Origin of the sequence: Paenibacillus sp. FSL R5-0766 (assembly GCF_037971845.1) — a bacterium.
Lineage (GTDB): Bacteria > Bacillota > Bacilli > Paenibacillales > Paenibacillaceae > Paenibacillus.
This window is the reverse complement of the sequence record NZ_CP150227.1, coordinates 1,849,186-1,869,043: the sequence shown is the minus strand read 5'-3', so window position 1 is coordinate 1,869,043 and position 19,858 is coordinate 1,849,186. Positions and strand designations below refer to the sequence as shown.

The 19,858-nt window shown below is 48.1% G+C and carries 17 protein-coding genes; 3 read left to right on the top strand and 14 right to left on the bottom strand.

Annotation, left to right across the window (positions count from 1 at the left end; genetic code table 11):
• Window positions 1-59: 59 nt before the first annotated feature.
• Window positions 60-1,166 (top strand): MFS transporter, encoded by a 1,107-nt coding sequence (locus MKY66_RS08520; RefSeq protein ID WP_076209255.1) that lies wholly within the window; start codon window positions 60-62, stop codon window positions 1,164-1,166.
• Window positions 1,167-1,192: 26 nt separating this feature from the next.
• Here the strand turns inward: MKY66_RS08520 and MKY66_RS08515 are convergent, their stop codons facing one another.
• Entirely contained in the window at window positions 1,193-1,801 is a 609-nt protein-coding gene (locus MKY66_RS08515; protein WP_076209256.1) for a DUF1349 domain-containing protein, read from the bottom strand.
• 179 nt (window positions 1,802-1,980) lie between these two features.
• Window positions 1,981-2,523: a hypothetical protein gene (locus MKY66_RS08510; RefSeq protein ID WP_076209257.1), complete on the bottom strand. Its 543-nt coding sequence runs from the start codon at window positions 2,521-2,523 to the stop codon at window positions 1,981-1,983.
• Between the two features lie 157 nt (window positions 2,524-2,680).
• On the opposite strand from MKY66_RS08510, the gene MKY66_RS08505 reads away from it, so the two are divergent.
• Entirely contained in the window at window positions 2,681-2,947 is a 267-nt protein-coding gene (locus tag MKY66_RS08505; protein ID WP_076209258.1) for a hypothetical protein, read from the top strand.
• Window positions 2,948-3,098: 151 nt separating this feature from the next.
• On the opposite strand, the gene MKY66_RS08500 is transcribed toward MKY66_RS08505, so the two are convergent.
• The 10 genes from MKY66_RS08500 to MKY66_RS08455 form a co-directional block, all read right to left on the bottom strand.
• The gene (locus tag MKY66_RS08500; protein ID WP_076209259.1) at window positions 3,099-4,061 is read right to left on the bottom strand and encodes a glycosyl hydrolase; all 963 of its coding nucleotides are present in this window, start codon (window positions 4,059-4,061) and stop codon (window positions 3,099-3,101) included.
• Window positions 4,062-4,089: 28 nt separating this feature from the next.
• Window positions 4,090-5,100: a carbohydrate ABC transporter permease gene (locus tag MKY66_RS08495; RefSeq protein WP_083656930.1), complete on the bottom strand. Its 1,011-nt coding sequence runs from the start codon at window positions 5,098-5,100 to the stop codon at window positions 4,090-4,092.
• Window positions 5,101-5,128: 28 nt separating this feature from the next.
• Window positions 5,129-6,028 carry a sugar ABC transporter permease gene (locus MKY66_RS08490; protein ID WP_076209260.1) on the bottom strand — a complete coding sequence of 300 codons (900 nt, stop codon included), beginning with the start codon at window positions 6,026-6,028 and terminating at the stop codon, window positions 5,129-5,131.
• On the bottom strand, window positions 6,025-8,610 hold the full coding sequence (locus tag MKY66_RS08485) for a DUF5696 domain-containing protein (protein WP_076209261.1): 2,586 nt from the start codon (window positions 8,608-8,610) through the stop codon (window positions 6,025-6,027). The genes MKY66_RS08490 and MKY66_RS08485 overlap by 4 nt, the downstream gene beginning before the upstream one ends.
• A 14-nt stretch (window positions 8,611-8,624) precedes the next feature.
• On the bottom strand, window positions 8,625-9,245 hold the full coding sequence (locus MKY66_RS08480) for a YIP1 family protein (RefSeq protein WP_076209262.1): 621 nt from the start codon (window positions 9,243-9,245) through the stop codon (window positions 8,625-8,627).
• A complete protein-coding gene (locus tag MKY66_RS08475) occupies window positions 9,226-10,692 on the bottom strand; it encodes an NHL repeat-containing protein (RefSeq protein WP_076209263.1) in 1,467 nt (488 codons plus the stop codon). Before MKY66_RS08475 ends, MKY66_RS08480 begins: the two co-directional genes overlap by 20 nt.
• An 11-nt stretch (window positions 10,693-10,703) precedes the next feature.
• On the bottom strand, window positions 10,704-11,567 hold the full coding sequence (locus tag MKY66_RS08470) for a carbohydrate ABC transporter permease (RefSeq protein WP_017689719.1): 864 nt from the start codon (window positions 11,565-11,567) through the stop codon (window positions 10,704-10,706).
• A gap of 2 nt (window positions 11,568-11,569) precedes the next feature.
• The gene (locus MKY66_RS08465; protein WP_047842211.1) at window positions 11,570-12,481 is read right to left on the bottom strand and encodes a sugar ABC transporter permease; all 912 of its coding nucleotides are present in this window, start codon (window positions 12,479-12,481) and stop codon (window positions 11,570-11,572) included.
• Between the two features lie 75 nt (window positions 12,482-12,556).
• Window positions 12,557-15,484: an extracellular solute-binding protein gene (locus MKY66_RS08460; RefSeq protein WP_076209264.1), complete on the bottom strand. Its 2,928-nt coding sequence runs from the start codon at window positions 15,482-15,484 to the stop codon at window positions 12,557-12,559.
• A gap of 124 nt (window positions 15,485-15,608) precedes the next feature.
• Entirely contained in the window at window positions 15,609-16,988 is a 1,380-nt protein-coding gene (locus tag MKY66_RS08455) for an extracellular solute-binding protein (RefSeq protein ID WP_076209521.1), read from the bottom strand.
• 528 nt (window positions 16,989-17,516) lie between these two features.
• On the opposite strand from MKY66_RS08455, the gene MKY66_RS08450 reads away from it, so the two are divergent.
• On the top strand, window positions 17,517-18,557 hold the full coding sequence (locus tag MKY66_RS08450; protein WP_256704119.1) for a LacI family DNA-binding transcriptional regulator: 1,041 nt from the start codon (window positions 17,517-17,519) through the stop codon (window positions 18,555-18,557).
• Between the two features lie 76 nt (window positions 18,558-18,633).
• Here the strand turns inward: MKY66_RS08450 and MKY66_RS08445 are convergent, their stop codons facing one another.
• Complete coding sequence (locus tag MKY66_RS08445) at window positions 18,634-19,344, bottom strand: DUF4272 domain-containing protein (protein ID WP_256704120.1); 711 nt, start codon at window positions 19,342-19,344, stop codon at window positions 18,634-18,636.
• Window positions 19,319-19,840, bottom strand: coding sequence for a hypothetical protein (locus tag MKY66_RS08440; protein WP_256704121.1), 522 nt, complete (start codon window positions 19,838-19,840; stop codon window positions 19,319-19,321). Before MKY66_RS08440 ends, MKY66_RS08445 begins: the two co-directional genes overlap by 26 nt.
• Window positions 19,841-19,858: the final 18 nt, after the last annotated feature.

Genomic DNA, 19,858 nt, shown 5'->3' with positions numbered 1-19,858 from the left:
TCACTTTTTTATTTCATAAGAAATATAATGATCGTTCTATCTAAAAGGCGGTGGATTTAATGAAAAAAATTATCTTTCCAGGCATTGCACTTATCGCTGTATGTTATGCATTCGGGCGATTCAGTTATGGATTGTTTATGCCGGAAATTTCGGAAGCCTTACAATTAAATGATGCAGCCTCTGGCGCGATTAACTCAGGAACGTATATCGCCTACTGTCTGTCCCTTCTAACTGCACCATTGTTGATTAATCGCAAGGGACATCATTATGTCATTCAATTGGCAGGGATCAGCGCAGTGCTCGGATTAACCGGCATTGCCCTGGCTCAGAATGCATGGGTTCTTACATTTAGTATATTTCTAGCAGGTTTGAGTACAGGCTGGGCCTCTCCAGCCCTCGGTAACACGGTTAATGCCGAGCTTGCACCCGATTTGCAAGCAAGAGGCAACAGCTGGATTAACACAGGGACCAGCTTCGGAATTGTAATATCAGGTCCACTCTACTGGCTGTTCACGGATTACTGGCGTCTAACCTACATCCTGTTTGCTGTAATCGGTGTTGTTGTTCTGCTGTGGAACAGACGTGTTATTCCACCTACGAAGACACTGCCTTGTACCAAGTCTCTCAGGGCATGTATGAAACCAACCAGACCAGGGTCCGCTCTGCTCATGGCTTGTCTGTTGACAGGTTTCAGTTCTGCAATCTACTGGACCTTTGCCCGCAACTTCCTCACAGACGAGAAAGGGGCCTCCGATTCGGAAGCCGTGTTGTTCTGGATTGTGATGGGGGTTATGGGGATACTCGGTGGATGCGCGGGTCGCATTATTGAACGGTTCGAGATTGGGTGGTCCTACCGAATGGGCATACTTTTATTGGCGATCTCACTGGGGGTAATCCTTCTTCCATCCATGACTGCCAGTCTCATCTCTGCGATCATATTTGGCAGCACGTATATTTTCCTGACCAGTGTATTTATTGTTTGGGCGACGAGACTATTCAGTCCAAATGTGTCCATCGGAATTAGCCTTGCCTTTCTCGCGCTGGGTGTTGGGCAATTCCTTGGCTCTTCTATGGCAGGTTATACGATCGAAGTGTTTTCTAATACAACGGCATTTCTGGCTTTTGCTATACTCGGTCTGTTCGGAATGTTAATTCGGGTGAAATAAATGACAAAACAACCTTCTGATCGCTGTTATTTTACCCGGCGAACACTTCCGGTCACTCCATGTTGAAGCTGTACGTCTGTAAAAGTAACCGTGGTCCCTTGCCCAATGGGGGATTGGGCCACAATGCCAACTTTGATCTCTTCCGCGCAGTCGAGTCCGAAATAACGAACCAGCTTCCACTTCTCTCCATCCTGAGAATAATGGAAAGCAAAGCTGTTGCCTGCCCGGGCTACACGTAAATAAGGCTTATTAACGTCTACAGGTGCGGATACACAATCATCCGAGTTACCACGAGTAACAACACTAAGAATAGACGGCTGTTCTTCAAAATATTCAAAGCAGACTTTAGCCCAATTCGTATCGTCCACCCTCACCATCAGGCAGCCTGAGTCATACTGTTCTTTCATGTCCACCTGTACTCGAGTGACGATGCTGAAATCTCCCTTGACTATCGTATGTAAAAATGGAGCTGAAGCTTTCACCGGCTCACCTCCCGGATCAATGAAAAAGTCACTGATCGGCGAAACGGTTATCGTTACTTTGCCGTCTTCAATGGACCAATCTGTTGGCTCGTTCAGCCATCCCAGGTTGGCGGATAATGTTTGACCTGAACAATGTTCGAATAGATTCGTCATGTGGCACACCCTTTGTGTTGGAGTATAAGTTCTCTAATTTCTCTATTTGTATTCGATATATATCATGGTTAATCCTGTATGTTTTACATCAAGTCCCCATCCCTCGATATCGTACACTGATATCTCCGCATGATCACTTCTTGGGATCGATGATAATATCAAATTTCTTCATAACGGTCTCAGTCACGTGTGCACGATTGGATAATACGTTCGTCCCAGACCTGTACCTCAATATATTGTTCCGGCCCCTTATCACCTTTACGGTTCCATTCCTGAGGCCACCCATAGAACTGAATAACTTCCATGATTTCATCCTTGGTATAGATCTGCTTACGATAAGGTTTAGCATCGTCAAACCTCATTGTTGGAAACAAGTCCCCGTAGGTAAAACTCACAACTTCAACTGGAAGGTCACCCCATGGAATGATTACATGATCGGGTTCTGAATACCAGGACAACAGCCATTCGCATGCACCGAGCGTCAGATAATGGGGATATGATTGTACCGGCTTCCCACCTTTGGCAACAAACTGCTCATAAGCCCTTTGTTCAAGTGTTCTGCGAATTGTCATGTAATCTGCGGGTCGCCGACTGGCAAAGTTCCGTCCCTGAAGACGGATCTTCTGGGTAACTGTTTCTGCTTCATCCGCAGACAGGCTGGAGAGATTTCTGAAAGGACCAAGGCTTTGTTCAAAATAATGATAGGCATTCCAGTTGTTCATACATTGTCCTCCTTTGCACAGGATAGATTTGGACTTTCGAAATCAGTTTGTAGAAATCGTAACTCTTTATTATTAATAAGGTAATTTTATCCAAAATATGATAAACTGGACATACGAGATTACTTCAATAATTTGAATCACAACAGGAGGTCATCGTATGTTTGGTGTTAACGTGAAAAAAGTAGAAGATCAACTGGTCATCCGCTGGCAGTTTTCCAAAATTGAAATTCCCATCGCACATATCACATCGGTCACCCTGGATGATACGTACGGTGGAAGCGAACCATCTGCCATTCGGCTCGGTCCAGTCAATGGCACAAGTGAGAGGATTCTGATCCGCACGGTTAATCAATCGTACATTTTATTCACTTCCAGCGTGACTTTACATACCAATATCCAAGCTATGTTACACCCGTCAAACTAAATGGTTGTTCGAACTGGATTTTCATGTTTTGGGAAGAGGGGTTCCATTAACAAAAGTGCGCTACCAACAAATGAAGCGTTAGTATTCGCATGAATTCTTACAGCGAATACTAACGCTTCATTGATTCCAATTCAAGTTGGACGTGGGATTCTTATAACCAACTCCACTTCGGTAACTGATCGAGCGTAATGACCTCTTTGCTATGGTACAATTCCTTCAAAAACGTTAGTTCATTATGCGTCCCGTCTCTCAGGAATCCACCTGTCCAGGTACAGAACCAACTCCAGTGTACATCCTGTTCCTTCATCTGCTTAGGGTCAGGGATGGAGCCGTTCTCGGCCAGTGCAATGATTTTACTATCCTTCACAAGCTCTCGCAGGTTGGTGTAACGTGCCGCCAGCGGGCTGTGATCTCCCGCTTCCGGGTATACATCTACACTCACAATATCCACGATATCATCCCCTGGATACCATTCCGGTTTTTCCGAGTTCCAGACCCAGATAAGATTGTGCAGCTGATGTTCTTGAACCAATCGATCATACAACAAACAATATAACTGTTTGGCAGGTTCGGGGCCTTTCGCTCCCCACCAGAACCAGCCACCCTCCGCTTCATGAAGTGGTCGAAATAATACAGGCACACCAGCATCCTTCAGCTCCTGTAAATGTGTAGCAATAACATCTATATCCCGAATCAATAACTGATATGCTTCTGATTCAGTATCAGCAAGCGCGGAGGCAAGATCATAGGTTGTCGCGTCCGTATAGAACCCCCGCCACCACTCTTTACCCGGTTCATCGATCAGATCCGTCGGTGCGTTCCAGTGCCAGCATAGTGTCACGATCCCGCCTTGTTTGTGCCAGTCTATCACATCCCGAATCTCTTGGGAGACCGCACCGCGCTCTGTTCTTGATGGCGAATATTCCATGAGATCAAAGCCAATCACAGCTGGCTTTCGGCCTGTATTTTCATTAATCCAGTTTAGATTGCTATAATCCTGCTGGCCTGACAACATCCCTTTTCGATAACGCTCGACCAGGAACGCCATCAGCTCTTTTGCTTCAGATGACGCTGTTTTATTCACCGGAACTCTGCTGATCTCACGCACTGTCATCTCTACACCTCCAATTGGATTTACCATGTTAACCCACTACACCAGAACGTTCAATGCTCTCAACGAAATACCGCTGCACGAACAAGTACAAAATAATCAACGGTGCAATCGCCAGCAAAATGCCTGTATCCACGATCATGGCCACATAGTTCGGATCGGCCTTGATGCCCGAGTTCGAGCCAAAGCCCATCAGTTGTGGAATCAACTGGTTCGCCTGAGCAGGTAAGGAAGCCACCTTCAGCGAGATCAGTGGACTTTCACTCATGAATAATGCCGAATAGAATGTATCGTTATACTGCCATACAAAGGAGAACAAAATGACCGTAATCAGTGGCGAGATCGCATTGGGCAACATGATTCGGGCAAACGTTTTGAATCCACCTGCGCCGTCAATCAGTGCGGCCTCCTCGATTTCCTTCGGCATCCCCTTGAAAAACTGCCGGAAGATATAGATGAATAGCCCCGCCTTCAGCCCTCCTGCCGTAGCAGCCGTAATCATTGAAGGCCAGTACGTATTGAGCAGGTTAATCCCGTTTTTCCCCGTGAACAACTGGATGATGCCCATAAAGTCAAAGCTGCGGAAATGCAGATACATTGGCACCATAAGTGTGCTCGTCGGCACCAGAATCGTCAGAATCACAAGGATGAAGAGTACATTACTACCCGGAAACGAAAACCGGGCGAAGCCGTATCCGGCAAGTGCACAGGATATCGCTGTCAGAAGCGTCGTGATGGTAACGAACAATAACGTGTTCGCCAGCAAGGGAAGAAAATCCATCACTTGCGCCGCTAGCCGGATATTATCCAGCGTAAAATGCTGAGGAATCATATAAATCGTTGGATTGTAAATGTCCTGTTTATCCTTGAACGCGACTGAAACTTTGAGAAATAACGGATACAAAATAATAAATGAAATGCCGATGACCAGTGCATATCTGAAAATGGAATAGAGAAGGTCCGATGTCTTGTTTCGTACCCGCTGCATGTGGTAATTCTGTTTTGGTACCACCACCATGCGATCTGTTCCTGATGCAGCCATAATCTGAAGCCTCCCTTAATGTTAACCGTCAGTTGTAGTGAACCCGCCGTGACAATACCCAGCCCACTACGATCAGTACAAGGCCAATCACCAGTGTGTACAGCCAGGACATCGCCGAGCTTAAGCCAAAGTTCTGCGTTTTGAATGCGGTTTGGTAGATGGCCTGTGTGACTGGACTCCCGGCAAATGAATCAATGATCGTATAGATGACATTTGTCAGAATCAACGGACTGACCATGGGAAATGTAATCTTCCAGAATGATTCGTAGGCTGTCGCCCCTTCGATCTTCGCAACCTCGTACATGGATCCCGGTACCGATTGCAGCGCGGCGAGGAAGATCAGAATCTGAACGCCAGAGCTACTAATAATCTCATAGATCCGCATGATGGCTTCTACAATGTAATCCACATAGGCCATCGGTAATCCCACATCCGCCAGCATCCGCACAATGGATACCACGTTGAACGAAGCACCGCCATCGGCTGATGCATCCACCGCACTCGCATCCCCCATCAGATTGATTAATCCCGCAGACTCAGCTGCTGCGACTGCACTCGAAGCCAGAATAACCGGCAGGAAAAAGATCGCACGTGCCATCGTTCTGCCTCTGAACTTCTGGTTAAGCAGTGTCGCCGTAAACAGACTGAAGAACAAAATCATCGGCACATTCAGTAGCATCGCTCCAACAGAGTCGACCAGAATCCGGTTGAACGTCGCGTCAACCAGAAGCGCATCCTTGAAATTTTTAAATCCAACGTATTCCAGAACGTACCCGCCCGGAGCAACGGACAGATTACTCAGACTGAACCGGATGGATTGCAGGAGTGGCGTGGCAAAGAGGAAGATGAAACCGATCAGCCACGGCGATATAAATGCAAGTCCAAGCAGCGCTCTCCGTGACTTCAGCGATAATCGAATGGTTCTCATCGGTTCACTCCTTCCACCACATAATCCGTCCCGCCAACCGTTGTCCCATCCACGGTTACTGCATCCGCATTGTAATTCACAAGGATGGATGTACCCCCAGTATAGGTGATCCGGACGACGCCATCCTGAATGCGTTCATGCTTCAGGATCTGCTCATTCTCCAGTTCTCCCAGCACTTCATTAGCCTGCTTATACAAAGCAACAGCATCATCCACCCAATAGCCATACTCGGTTGCGTATGCCGAATCATAATTCGTCAGCTTTAGCCTGGATGATGGTTCATAGGTCCATTGAAAATACGGAGCTGCCCCGAGTTCCAGACTGCGTAGCAACTGTTTGCGGAGATCCTGATCCCCCGACGTATTCATCGGAGATGCGGCATAGTTCATGTATCCATGAATGACCATCCCATAAAAAGGAACTTCTTCATCGGTAATATTGAACCGACTCGATCCTGCGGGTACATTCACAACATGTTGTGCACTTCCCCAAGCGTAGCTATTTGCGGCAGATATCATCAAGTTCGGATAGGACTGTTCCAGCTGTCCCAGCTGCTCCTTCACAATGTTTTTCGCCGTCTCCCGATGAATCACCCGACTATCCCGATAATCGGAAGTCAGGACCTGCCCAAGATCACGAAGGGATAACCCGCCGAGGTCCAGTTGATGGTATTTGTCAGCAAACTCACTCACTACATAAGGAAGCTTGGCCGCTGAGAGCAAATAATAGCTGTCCCTACTCTGATCCATGCGATTAAGTGCAGGATTGTACGGATACAATTCTGCTGTCTCCTTTGTGACAAAACGCGCTGCATCCGAGGAAGGAGCAAAGCGCATATCATCGTGATAAATGTGCTGGAAAGCCACATCCGGGAACAGAGCTCCACCCGACTGCTCCAGCTTGGTGGACAACGTTTGCAGTTCGGAACGACTGCCTACTTCACTGTCCAACTTCACCCGGGTTGGCGTATGATGGCTGATGCCACCGCCGAACCATCCCTGATACCGCATTTGCACGCGGTTTACACCTTCCTGCTGCAACTTCGCCGCCATTTCGGTGGCCTGTTCGTACGTCGTCATGGCTAAGGTGGTTCGATAGGGCACACTCAGGAACGAAGCCTTTTTGTCCACTGCACCAAGTACATCCAGATAGAACGGCAACTCCGTCTGTTCCGGGAGCGGCTTCAATACATCCTGTTCGATCAACTGCTGCTGATACAGGCGGGCCATACCCGAGTAACTGGCATCTTCTCCATGAAGGAAATGATAACGGACCTGAATATCTCCACGGTAAGGCTCTTCGCTAAGCAGCTGGATCTCCTGCATTTTCTGCGAGGTGTACATCTCCAGCTCATCCTCCCCGCGCAGGGAGAAGGTCGCATGCACGTGGTTGTAACTGTTCTGCCTGCCTCCAATATCCGCAGAGATACTGGCAATGCCGTCCCCTTTTTCAATGACTGCAAACCAGGCATTCTCCCCGTTCTTCAGACCAAACACAGGCATATACGCGGATTCACTAACCTGAGGACGACTGAGCGAGTTATCATTTGGGTCTGCGCCGTACACGCGCTGTACATACTGCTCTTCCTGGGTTTTCCCGTTGTTCAGGTGGATCAGGCTGCCGGAACCGTCAGGCACGAGCATATAACCCTCGCCCTTTGTATCCGCAGCACCAAAATAAGCGAGCAAATCAATGTTCCGAATGCGGTATTGCCCACTTTCTTCTATTTGGCTCAGGGGTACAGTCACAACGAGTGCCCCCTGCTCAAGTCGATATTCCACAGAAATGACGAAGCTGGGCTTATCCGATACGCCTCCGCCTTCGACTCCATTCTCCTGATTGTCAAAAGCCAGATCGTCCGCCGTGTAACCCGCCGTCTCAAAGGCACCCAGCATCTTGTTCAGCACAAGCTGCTTCGAGATCTGTCCATCCAGCCGTTCCAGAATATCCGGATTGTTCTTGGTTGGATAATAACGGGCAGATGTGTATCTTGCGACAGTAGCGTCCAGTTTGGAAAGCACTTTCTCCTCCAGGCGCTGCTTGCTGATCAGTTTGGGCAGCGCGTCAATGCCAAGCGACGTATCACCAAGCGTATAGTTCACTCGAATGCCCTGATCGATCTGCCCCACAGTGAATTGCTTGTTGCTGATGCTGGAACTGAAATTCAGGAAGTTCTCCAGTGTGCCCATCGCATCCCGGAAAGACACGTTCAGCTGGGAGGACAGCACTTCTTTTTCATATGCGGAAGCGAGACTGTCCCCATCCCGTTCTTTCGGGTTGCTATACCAAATCTCTCCACTTTTTCCGTCACGTACTGCAATTTCTGTTGTCTCCTCGTTGTAGTACAGGGCCAATCCCTGATCTTCAGCGACCAGTTGCATACCAGGTACCCCCTGCGAAGAGTCGCCAAGGAACTGCAACGGTTCCTCCGTGACGGGCATGGCTTGGGTTGTTGTATCCAGATAAGCCGCGGCTTCCACGGCAGGAACCCCCCTGTTGTTTATATACAGCAGCCCGGCTGCAATCATGATTACAGCTGCACCACCAGCCAGCACCGTATATAATCGTTGCCTTTTGTTCACGGATGCCGCCTCCTTTAGGTCCGAAAAATCAACTCACGGTAAATGTTATAACCGAATTCGTACAGCTGTTGCAGCATGCTGAAGACCAGTGCGCCAAGGAATACAATAATGCCCATCACAATGAGTGTCAGCACCATCGTAATGATTGTTCTAATCACCGTGTACTGGTGTACCGTCATCATGCCAATGAACAGAAGCAGTACAAACCAGAAGAACGCAATACTATTGAACAGATAATAAAAAGCAGTCTCCTCCTGCACCATAAAACGGCTGATCACGATCATTGGGGCATAGATCAGAATAACCGGAATGAGCGAGTAACCTGTCGCCAGAACGATTTCCTTGAACTTGCCTTCCCCTTCCATCAAAGTTGTTACCGCCCAGTTGGCCATGCACCATAGAAAGAAAGGTACTGCAACCGTGGCGATTTCGATGATGCTGTTAATCGTACGAGGATCGATGTAATTAACGAGAAATCCTGCGTACTGCTTTTGCAAAATCATCATAACAATGGTAAGCGCCAATGCTGCAAAAGCAACAAACAGCCGTCCCCGGTTATCTGACTTGAGGTCCCAGAATGCATCAATGGGGTGAAAAATGAGATGCAGCGGAAACTTAATGAAATCCTGCTTCACGATCAACCTGCCTCCTCCGTCTCCATTTAACCGTCACCCGGGTCAGGATCAGAATGACAATCAGCGCAATCGCAGCGGTCAGGAATGTACCAAAATGTTCCTTCATCATCTCCCGCCGATGCCTCTTGAACGCCACAGAATAACTCTTGCGGTCCATTCCAAGTTCGAAGTAACTTAGCGCTTCCTCGTTTTTCTTCTCCATTAATAAGGACTTGCCGATACCGATATAAGCGATGTCATAGTTGGCATTCAGCTTCAGCACTTCTCTCCATATATTTACGGCCTCCGTGTCCTCGCCCCGATAGTGGAGTGCCACCGCTTCATTCACACGGGCACCAAAACGGGTTGGCTCATAGACGACAAGGTTGTTCTTGCCCCGATCCAGAACCAAGTGATGCTCACCTGATTGTTCAATCGCGACAGGTGTTTTGAGCGTGCCCACCTGATTTCCTTTGCCACCGTATATGTAGAGCAGATGACCTTCATCGTCGTACGTGAACACCCGGTTCTGTGTCGCATCCAATACACTGTACATGCCGTCGCCCAGCACTTTCACATCGATCAGTTTGGATGGACCCGGATTGTTGCGGAACCGGATATCACCTTTGACATCGTAATAACCAAACCGCTTCAGTACATCTTCACCAGACGGATTCAGCCGTTTGATCGGTTCATTTGAGCCGGGATCAATATTCGTTGCATACACAAATCCTTTGTGGTCAATATCCGCATTGGAGAACTCCGTTGGAACAAAGAGAACCATCTGTGCGCGCTGGGCTTTGGTTGATAACATGCGCCAGATATATTCGCCGTAGTCCCGCTCCACTTTGTTGGTACCGACATATCCGATGAATTTCCCACTCTCGTCAAACTGCATAATCCCTTCGTAGACCCCCTGCGCCACAACGTACACTCGGCCTACATGATCAACCGTCAGCTTCAAGGGCTGAAACTGGAATTGGGTCGATAGGATATCCGACTCGGGCTTCGTGATGGTTTGAATCAGCGTCCCCTCTCCATCCAGGACAACCACACGACCGTTGCCCGTATCGGCGACGTATATGCGTTCTTGCTCATCCACGAATAATCCGCCCGGAAGGTTAAAGGTCTCCTTGCTACCATCCATCATGAATCCATCAATGACGCGCAGCAGCTTAAAGTCTGGGGCCAATACAACAATTCGGCTGTTGCCGCTATCCAAAATGTAGATCAACCCGGAGGGAGAAACGTTCATATCACCGGGGTCTTTGAACTCACTAATGCCGAGGTCACGACCTGATAGGGTACGCTCGGGCAGGTAGGCATCCGGTGAGGGAACAGCCTCTTTCCAATAGTTGTAGTTGTAACTCTCATACGGCGCCGGGGAGGCTGCCGCAGGCATGGCATTCACCAGCAACAGAGATACTGCCGCCAGGAGAACAAACCATCTTTTCACTGTGCGTGCCATATCGTTCCCCCTTAATCCTTCATGCCCGAACTCGCCATCGTCTCAATGATTCGGCTCTGAGAGAAAATAAATAGCGTGATCGGCACACTCATCAAAATCAGTGCTACCGCAGCACCCGCTCCTGCCCGGGATATTCCGCCCTGAATAATCTGACCTGCTGCATAATGCAGGGTCTTGAGCTGCTCGCTGTAGATGTACCCATTGCCATCACTGCCCCATAACATCTGAAACAGCAGAATGATCAATGTAAGCCAGGCTGGTTTCACATTGGGCATGACAATGGACCAGAAGATCCGGTATTCACTGGCACCGTCAATCTTGGCTGCTTCCAGCAGCGCATCCGGGATCTGCTCCATGAACTGTTTCATCAGATACAACCCGAGTGAATAGGCAAATGCCGGAATAATAACAGCCCAGTACGTGTCGATCCATCCGAGCCATGACATGATCATATAGTTTGGAATTGCCGTTACCGCAGGTGTGAACATCAGTGACAGTACGACCACTTGGAACATGAATACTTTGCCCGGAAACTTGTGTTTGGCAAGTGGGTACGCCGCTGCGGAAGCCAGTAGCACATGGCCTACGATACCGATGCCTGTAATAAACACCGTGTTGAATATATAACGTGAGAACGGCACCCACGAGTCACTCAGCAGATTCAGCAGATCTGTAAAGTTGCTGAACGTCGGATTTTTGACAAACAGCGTTGGTGGAAAGGTGAAAATCTCATCCAATGGTTTGAATGCATTGTTGATTGCATAGATCAGCGGCAGCACCATAAAGGCACCAAATACGAGCAGAAGGGCAAACAGGGAGAGGCTTCCCGATAGCGAGCGATTCACCCGCTTTTTGCCTGTCGCAATTGCAGCCATAGCTATTCTCCCACCCTTCGAAGCAGTTTCTGGACCAGCAAGTTGGTGCCCACCATAATCATGAACAGCACGGTGGCAATTGCTGATGCATACCCCATCTCAAACCGCGTAGTACCAAAGTCGATCAAATGGGTCACCACAGTCTCTGCTGCATAGTTCACACTTGGGAACCCGGCCAGCGCGATCGACACATCGGCCACGGCAAACGAGGTTGTCAGCTGAATGACTGCGCCGAACATCAACTGTGGACGCATCGAAGGCAGGGTAATGTACCATAGTTCCTGCCAGCGATTCTTGATCCCATCCACCGCTCCCGCTTCGTACAATGTCCGGTCCACCGTCTGCAAACCAGCGATAAACGCAAGAAATCCGGTTCCGAGACTCAGCCATAGCTGCACGAGAATGAGAATAGGCATAATGTAGGCTTCCGTCTTCAGCCACTGGATTGGCTCCAGCAGAAAACCCCATTTGATCAACAGGCCATTGGCAATACCATAACGATCTCCCGAGAAGATCATCAGCCAGATAAAATACACATTGCCCGAAATGGAGGGCGCGTAGAAGATCAGCGTCATGAACGCTCTCCATTTCGGTGTTAACTCATTAATGATCCACGCGAAGACAAAACAGGCAATATAACTGATCGGTCCGGTAATGATGGCGAACAACAACGTATTCTTGATTGCAATCAGGAATACATCATCCTCCAGAAACAGGCGAGTATAGTTCTGCCAGCCAATAAAACGCGGGAATTCCAGCATGTTAAAGTAGGTGAAGCTGAGTATGATCGAGATGACAACCGGAATCACGGTAAACATGAGGAACAGGAGCATATAAGGTGCAAGCAGAACATAAGAATGTTTGCTGGCCTTCATTTCCTGGAGCTTCCAGCTCCACCACGATTTCATGCCCATCCTTGACGCTTTCTCAGGAGGACTGTTTTGTCCGTCTCGGAGTGATATTTGTGGCACGATTAACCCTCCCTCTGCTTACGGAAGACCAAATTCATTACGTTTGACGCGAATCTCGTCCTGAATATATTGGGTATAATCCATAATGGATTCCCTGGCTTCCACTTGGCCAACAACGGTTTTGTAAAATGCATTGAACAGATGGCGGCCTGTAAAATAACCACCGGGTACTTCAGGAACGCCCTTCACCGTTTCGAATTGTGCCTTGAGATTGGCGTAATCCTCCGCAGGCCACGGCAGGGAATCCAGTGCCTTGATGTTGGCCGTTGGATAACGGGCAGCTGCACCCATCAGTCCTTCCATCTCCCGTCCGAATTCAGCCTGAATCGGTGTACTGGTCCACCACTTCATGAACTCCCACGCCGCGTCCTGATCCTTGGCACCCTCCAGCATCATGACTGCGCTGCCTCCACCCGGTACGTCCCGATTCAAGGTTCCATCTGCTTGAACGGTTCCCGGGACAGGAACGAATCCCCACAGTCCCCGAATCTCCGGTGCAAATACGGACAACTGGTTGTACATCGTGTAATCCGTTAGTCCAATAGGCATCTGTCCTGTCCGGAAACGGTTGGCAAAATCATATTCCCGCTCCAGCTTGTAATCGGTATAGAACTCCGTCCACTGCTTGAACGTCTCGATCCCAATCCGGGAATCCAGATCCGACTCTTTGTCATCGTTACGATAGAAGGCGCCGCCGTTCTGGAGCAGCATCGTGGCATACTGCGAGTTCGGCGGAATATTAACACCCTGCATATTCGCCTGAGTCACGATCGGCATACCAAATTCCATATGATTTTTGCTCAGAATCGCGAGCAGAGCTTCGACATCCTCCCAGTTCTGAGGCACTTCAAGTCCGAGTTCTTTGAGCACGTCTTTACGATAAAACAGCATGTTAAAAGTTTGCGTTTCCGGCAGGGCATATACGCCTGAATCATAGGCATAAGGCACGATTGCACTTTCCCTGAACTCCTGTTCCACGGTGCTATAATCACTGAATTGCGTCAGATCTACAGCCGAGTTCCGCATCGCAAAGTTCACCGGCAGATCATTGCCGATCTGCATCGCTACATCCGGACCTTCACCGGACAACGTCGCTGGCAGCAAGGTTCCCATATTCACCAGCTTCAGATTGACATTGATACCACTGTCTGGTGTGAAGGTCTTGTCAATCATCGCTTTCATCGTATTCGCCTGATCACGTCCGCTACCAATCCAGACCGTTACCGTGCGCTGATCTTCCGATGTCGCTACATTGCCGATCTGGTTATAATCAATGAAGAACGAATGATAGAATATCTTTGCTTCATGACCAAGCTTGGCGAGTGGCCCCATACCTGTTCCGGGAATATCTTGGCCAATCGAAGTGACGTACAGTGCGTCAATCTCAAGAGGTTGCTCTCGTGCCTGCTGCACCCATGTGCCGAGACCGCCCGTGTTGGTTTTGTAAGCCGCAAGCCGTCTTGGAATGGTATCCGGCTTGTCAATCATCTCGTCCAGTTGCAGAGCCATCGTCTTGATCAGCGCTTCCTGATCGCTGGACTGTCCTGACAGAAGACGAAGCTGTGCAGCCACGTCCTTGAGACGTTTACTTTCTCCGCTGAATACTTCCAGCAGGTTCGGAATCTGTTTCTCCACCCGGTAATCCCGGAATTCATCAGGCTTGGTACCTGTAATCATCAGAATGCGTCGGTACATGGAGTTCAAGTTGTACAGACTGTCCTCCACATTGCGGATAAGCGGTGCAAAGTCACCAAGGCTGTTCTCCAGCCGTAGCACATGTTTTCCTTTGTCCAATTGAAACTTGTATGCTTCCTTGCCGCCCATCACGTCAATACGATAGTCACTTTGATAACGGAAAGGTACTTTCGCCATCTCTGCAAACGGAACTTCACCATCAATGGTGAGCTTGCGTGTAGAATAGATGCCTTTGACAAAATTCTGCTGTGCGGTAAAACCGATATGATACAGTCCACCCTCCGGCACATCCACTTCCCATTCGATCCACTGCCCTGGCAGACGCCAGTTAAAGCCGCCAATCGTATTGATGCGTACCTGGGAAGCGCTATAGGGAGATACAGCAGAACTTGATCTTTCGCTTGTCGGGTATAACGTAGGTGAAGATTTGGCAATTGCGGCTTCTCCTTCAATGCGAATAAGTACATCCTTCGGCTGCCCGGAAGTATCCGACTGTTGTGCCCCTGCAGTCTCTGTGTAAGGAACGGCTGTCTTCTCATTGAAAAGACGAATGGACCGAATCACCATGGGTTCACGCGATGATTTTAGCGTTAGCGTGTGTTCCCCTTTTTCCAAATAAAACTTGAATGGAGCCTGTTCGTACCCGTCGGAGTCCTGAAACGTTTCTTCCATCCAGTGTGGTTGCTCCACTTGTCTCGGGCGTAGGTCATTACCTTGATTGTCCTGCTCCACGACATCTTTCTCATTCGCCCACACCCGGTCAAACTGCAAATAGGCGGCTTCCGCAAAAGGAAGTTCACCATCAATGTACAACGCACGCTCAATGGCCGAACTCTTGCCTTCAACGGGATAATAGATGGCGGACAGGTTATACAGCCCGGTCTCCGGCACATTAATCGTCCAATCGACTTGTCCGGTCTCTCCGGTATGGAGAGATACACCATCCATTCCCTCATAATTAGTCAGTTTGCGGACGTCTTCACCTTCGGCTTTTATGTAATCTGCTGCTTCAATGGTGATGTCCACATTCGGCTGTGTAGCCTGATCGGTTCCGGATCGATATTGTTCGTACCCCTTTTTCTGCCGGGTCTGCTGCAAGACTGCATCCACTTCAATGGCAGGCAGACTGCCAGGCGGAACGTCTGCACTCTTTCCATCAGCTCCCGAAGTTACATATAGAATGATGCAGGCTGCCGCCACGATGATTACTGTGGACAATATCCATGTCTTACGTTGTAGAATTCCAGCCATCCTACGAGTCCTCCTCATCAAGGCTGATGCCAGCAATGCCGATTTGGTGGTTCAGGAAAAGGGACTCCGTGCAACATTGCCGACACGAGCCCCTGCCTGAATCGTTTGCTGGTGATAAGTGTTGTTATTGTTTGCCGAGTTTATCAATTGCAGCTTGTGCCTGTGCTTTGTATTTCTCGGCTGTTGCTGTCACGGAAGCATTGTTTTTGATGATATCGTTCACATAATCCCCGAAAGGGTATCCTGTGTAGGCATCATCCAGCAAGATGCGGCCGGTTCCAGCGATGTGCTCGCGAATGATCGCAATATCCTTCTCGTCGGTATAACGACTCTCCAGATAATCTTGACCTGGATACTCTTCAATCTGCGGGATGTCGAAGGTCTCTTCATAGATTTGGTAGACGATTTTTGGATCTTCCACACCTTTTGGAATGAACTTCGCCGATGCCGCGTTGTTTGCATACGTTACCTCTTTGCTCCCCTGTGGCCCGTTCGGAATTGGTACAACGCCGACAGCAAAGGTGAGATCGCCCAACTGCCATTCAGCAGCGGTGAACAGAGCTACATCTCCATCTTTGAACGTATTGCTTTCCTCCCAGTTGGTTTTGTCGCCGGTTTTGACCTTCACGACATTTTCCACGTTATACAGGCGTTTGACGAATTCGGCAGCTTCAATCGTTTTCGGATCGGATAATCCTTCTTTGCTATTGGTATCATCCACGATGGTTCCACCGTTGGCTGCAGTAAAATGACGAACGACATCAAGGGCCCAGCCAGAAAATCCGTATACATCTGTTTTGCCGTCATTATCCGTATCTTTGGTTGCCTGTTTGGCAAGCTCCAAGAATTTATCCCAATCCCATTTGCCTTGGTTATACAATTCTTGAGGATCAGGCAAAGATAATTTTTTGAACAAGTCACGGTTATAGTGAAGTCCCAGACCAATGCTGGTTGGAGATTCGAAGGCATATTCGTTGCCTGCAATGGCAGGAAATTTTGCAATCAGGTTAGCCTCTTGGTTGATGTTATTCTCAGGTGTAGTGAATTCGGAGATGGGCAATAGTTGCCCTTTGAGGATGGCGGGTAATGCGGATTTGTACTCCATCTGAACGATGTCGGCGAACGGTTCGCCAGCCAGTGCAGACGTTGTGAATTTGTTCATGTATTCTTCAAAAGGTACGTTAACAAACTCCAGTTTTACGTTGTATTTCTTCTCGACCTCTGCAATTTTATCAAGTCTGGCCTTATCGGAGGCCGTCTCTCCCGCCGGTTTCAAGTCCCACCAGGCCGCGACCTTGATGACACGCCCACCCAGATCAGGCACATTAACCACAGCTTCTTCCGCTTCGCCCTCTTTCTCTGTCTCAGCGACCTCGGTGCTGTTACCTGAGTTCGTTGTTCCCTCTGCTTCGGTCCCCGTCTGCGCTGTCCCCCCACCACTGCAAGCGGATACAAAAAGCATCACAGCCAATAACATCAGAGGTAGAACATTCCATCTTCTCATCATGATTTTAACAACCTCCCCGAATGTGTATACCAATCATGGTTCACCCCAAATCGTTAACCCCATTCATCAACCAATCGAAAATAAAGAACCACCACCATTTGTTATTTTCTTGTTTGTTTTTGACAAACAAAATTTAACACAGCGAAATGTAAGCGTCAACATTTTTGTTGTTAACATTTTCTAATTATTCTGATAAAATGCTGATAAAGATATATTTCAGCTGTGTTACAGCTTATTCAATACCCTCGATCCTGTGTACACACTTATTAAAAGCATGACTATAACTCTGTTTATTTTGTTATTATTATAAAATAACAAAATAATAATTTTGTAGACAAAATTCGTCATACTATCTGAAAATATGCTTACCGTCACGTTGAACGTTCATCCTAAAATACTGTGCATCACTAACATATTGAATTCTCTGTCCGTTATTAGATTAAGAGAAATACATCATGCTATACTAGAATCGTTGGATATCGCTCCAAATAAGGAATACGGCAGAACTACGAGTGTAAGGATGGTATGATGAAGACAAAGGTAACAATTCAGGAGATTGCACATTTTACGGGTTTGTCGAAATTCGCGGTGTCACGAGCTTTGTCTGGAAAATCGGGAGTTAGCGATCAAACGAGGGATGTCATTCTCAAGGCCGCTGGCAAACTTGGATATTTCAAAGATAACAGCATGTTGTCTGGTGAACTGTATAACAGCCATGAATCTCAGGAACCGAAGAACACACGTTCAACCGGGACGATCTTGATTTTGTTTCCCAATGTTCGGTACCAAAATCAAGACTCCGTATACTGGGGACCCGTCTTTAACGGGATCTCTTCCAAGCTGAACCAAAAAGGTATTAATATTCTGACCTTAACGGAACCCTCAGCAGACCAGCTATTTACCCTGCTCAACCCGGATGCCATTCGAGGAATCATTACCGTTGGCTCTATCTCGACCCCGATTCTGCTTGAAATCAAACGTCTCAGTATTCCGGTTGTGATGGTGGATCATCTGGACCCTGTTTTTCACAGTGACAGCATATTCACCGATAACTTCGCATCCATGCGAGAGATCATGCTCTATTTGCTCCGCAAGGGTTTCAAAACATTCCAGTTCGTTGGCAATATCGCGGATGCTCATAGCTTCTATGAACGCTGGATTGCGTATACTTCTGTGCTTATGGGTCATGGAATGGAAATACATCAGATTCCCGAGTTGAGTAATCAGGCATTGGATGATTTCCGCCAGACGTTCACTTCGGTGATCAGTGAGGATAACCTGCCTGAAGTGTTTGTATGTGCGAATGATTTCTATGGGCTATACACCATTGAAGCCCTTGAGAGTATGGGTATTCGTGTACCCGATCAGTGTGTTGTCACGGGATTTGATAATCTATACGACAATATCCCATTACTTGCCACAGTTAACGTGAACAAGGAGTTGCTCGGTGCGCGTGCAGTGGATCAGATGTTATGGCGCATTGCGAATCCAGAAAGCAACGTCGAGAAAAAATTAATTCTTGCTGACGTCATTATTCGTGAACAGTTCGGCAGGCATAGTGGGTAATATGGCAGAATATCAAACACCCCTTTAACCGTATTCGTGCGGCTATAGGGGTATTTGCATTGTTGTATGTTGTGTTCTACGTATCTGTACGCACATCATCCCAGTCCTGATCCAGATAACAGATCAGCCAGTTCAATGCACGATGACGTTCATAAGCCACTCCACCATTCAACCCTAAGGGAGGTATTTTTTCATTCACACGACTATCGACACACACCCAGTTATAACGGTAGATTAGATCTGCTTCATCCAGAATCTCTCTCTTGTTACGCAGAGATGCATCGGAGAGAAAGTCGGTAAAGCTATCCTTCTGTTGCAAATAACCGACATCCTTCCCTACGTTACATAACTCCGTTGGTGCACCCAGTTCCTTCACATAACCAAGCGCCCACAACATCACGTGGTACGCTTCATATCCCCAAGAGAAGGAGATGATCTCCTGCTGCTCTGCTCCGTGCTGGTCGATAAACCTCTTCTCTACGGGTGAGAAAAAGGATTCGGCCTCATACTTGTCGATCACTTCCTGAACAAGAGCTGCGGTATCGTCTGCACTTTCGCCTGCTCCCAGACACTCTCCCTTAAGCGCGGCAAGACATAGGGCAACCGCACGACGCGCGACTTTCTCTTTACTCCGAATCGTGGTGTGTTCGTCTCCGGCCCTTGCAGGCAAGTTCGCATTATACGGAATGCCTTGTTCAGTCAACAGTTGCTCTGAACGCGCTTTACGTTGAATGCCAGACTCCGACTGGGGGCTGTCACCGTCAAGGAAACTGCTGTGCGCTGTCACCGTCAAGGAAACTGCTGTGCGCTGTCACCGTGTAATCCTCCACCTCAGATTCTCCATTCACATCCAGCAATAGCTGGCCTTGTGCATTCAGCAGAGATCCACCTCCCCAGAAGATAACAGCATCCAGAGCATCAGCCAATTGCAACAATTCGCCGAAGAATTCTTCCGATATATCCTCTTCCGTCTCAATACCAACCACCATATTCAGTGTGGAACATTTGATCAATACCTTTTCCTGGAGCGAAGCATTGCGTCCCTCAATCTGACTCAAAAATCCAAGCATCCCCTGAATCATTGTCGTAAATTCCTCAGGATGTGTCTGGCTGGTCATGATATTAAAGCCTTTGGTTTTTTTACTGAGCCATTTTTTCTGAATCACTTGAATATGAGTCTTGTCTTCCCGGCGTTTAATCGTCCCCTCAGGATAAATGGATTGAATTACTTCAAACAGCTGATCCAGGTCAAACTGAGAGCTATATATCGCACAATTTCTCATTAAGTTCACCCTCTTTTC

What these genes read in the sequence shown, in the direction of transcription:
- MKY66_RS08520 (WP_076209255.1), top strand. Translation starts at nt 60, where the DNA reads ATGAAAAAAATTATCTTTCCAGGCATTGCACTTATCGCTGTATGTTAT.
- MKY66_RS08515 (WP_076209256.1), bottom strand. Translation starts at nt 1,801, where the DNA reads ATGACGAATCTATTCGAACATTGTTCAGGTCAAACATTATCCGCCAAC.
- MKY66_RS08510 (WP_076209257.1), bottom strand. Translation starts at nt 2,523, where the DNA reads ATGAACAACTGGAATGCCTATCATTATTTTGAACAAAGCCTTGGTCCT.
- MKY66_RS08505 (WP_076209258.1), top strand. Translation starts at nt 2,681, where the DNA reads ATGTTTGGTGTTAACGTGAAAAAAGTAGAAGATCAACTGGTCATCCGC.
- MKY66_RS08500 (WP_076209259.1), bottom strand. Translation starts at nt 4,061, where the DNA reads ATGACAGTGCGTGAGATCAGCAGAGTTCCGGTGAATAAAACAGCGTCA.
- MKY66_RS08495 (WP_083656930.1), bottom strand. Translation starts at nt 5,100, where the DNA reads ATGGCTGCATCAGGAACAGATCGCATGGTGGTGGTACCAAAACAGAAT.
- MKY66_RS08490 (WP_076209260.1), bottom strand. Translation starts at nt 6,028, where the DNA reads ATGAGAACCATTCGATTATCGCTGAAGTCACGGAGAGCGCTGCTTGGA.
- MKY66_RS08475 (WP_076209263.1), bottom strand. Translation starts at nt 10,692, where the DNA reads ATGGCACGCACAGTGAAAAGATGGTTTGTTCTCCTGGCGGCAGTATCT.
- MKY66_RS08470 (WP_017689719.1), bottom strand. Translation starts at nt 11,567, where the DNA reads ATGGCTGCAATTGCGACAGGCAAAAAGCGGGTGAATCGCTCGCTATCG.
- MKY66_RS08465 (WP_047842211.1), bottom strand. Translation starts at nt 12,481, where the DNA reads ATGGGCATGAAATCGTGGTGGAGCTGGAAGCTCCAGGAAATGAAGGCC.
- MKY66_RS08460 (WP_076209264.1), bottom strand. Translation starts at nt 15,484, where the DNA reads ATGGCTGGAATTCTACAACGTAAGACATGGATATTGTCCACAGTAATC.
- MKY66_RS08455 (WP_076209521.1), bottom strand. Translation starts at nt 16,988, where the DNA reads ATGAGAAGATGGAATGTTCTACCTCTGATGTTATTGGCTGTGATGCTT.
- MKY66_RS08450 (WP_256704119.1), top strand. Translation starts at nt 17,517, where the DNA reads ATGATGAAGACAAAGGTAACAATTCAGGAGATTGCACATTTTACGGGT.
- MKY66_RS08440 (WP_256704121.1), bottom strand. Translation starts at nt 19,840, where the DNA reads ATGAGAAATTGTGCGATATATAGCTCTCAGTTTGACCTGGATCAGCTG.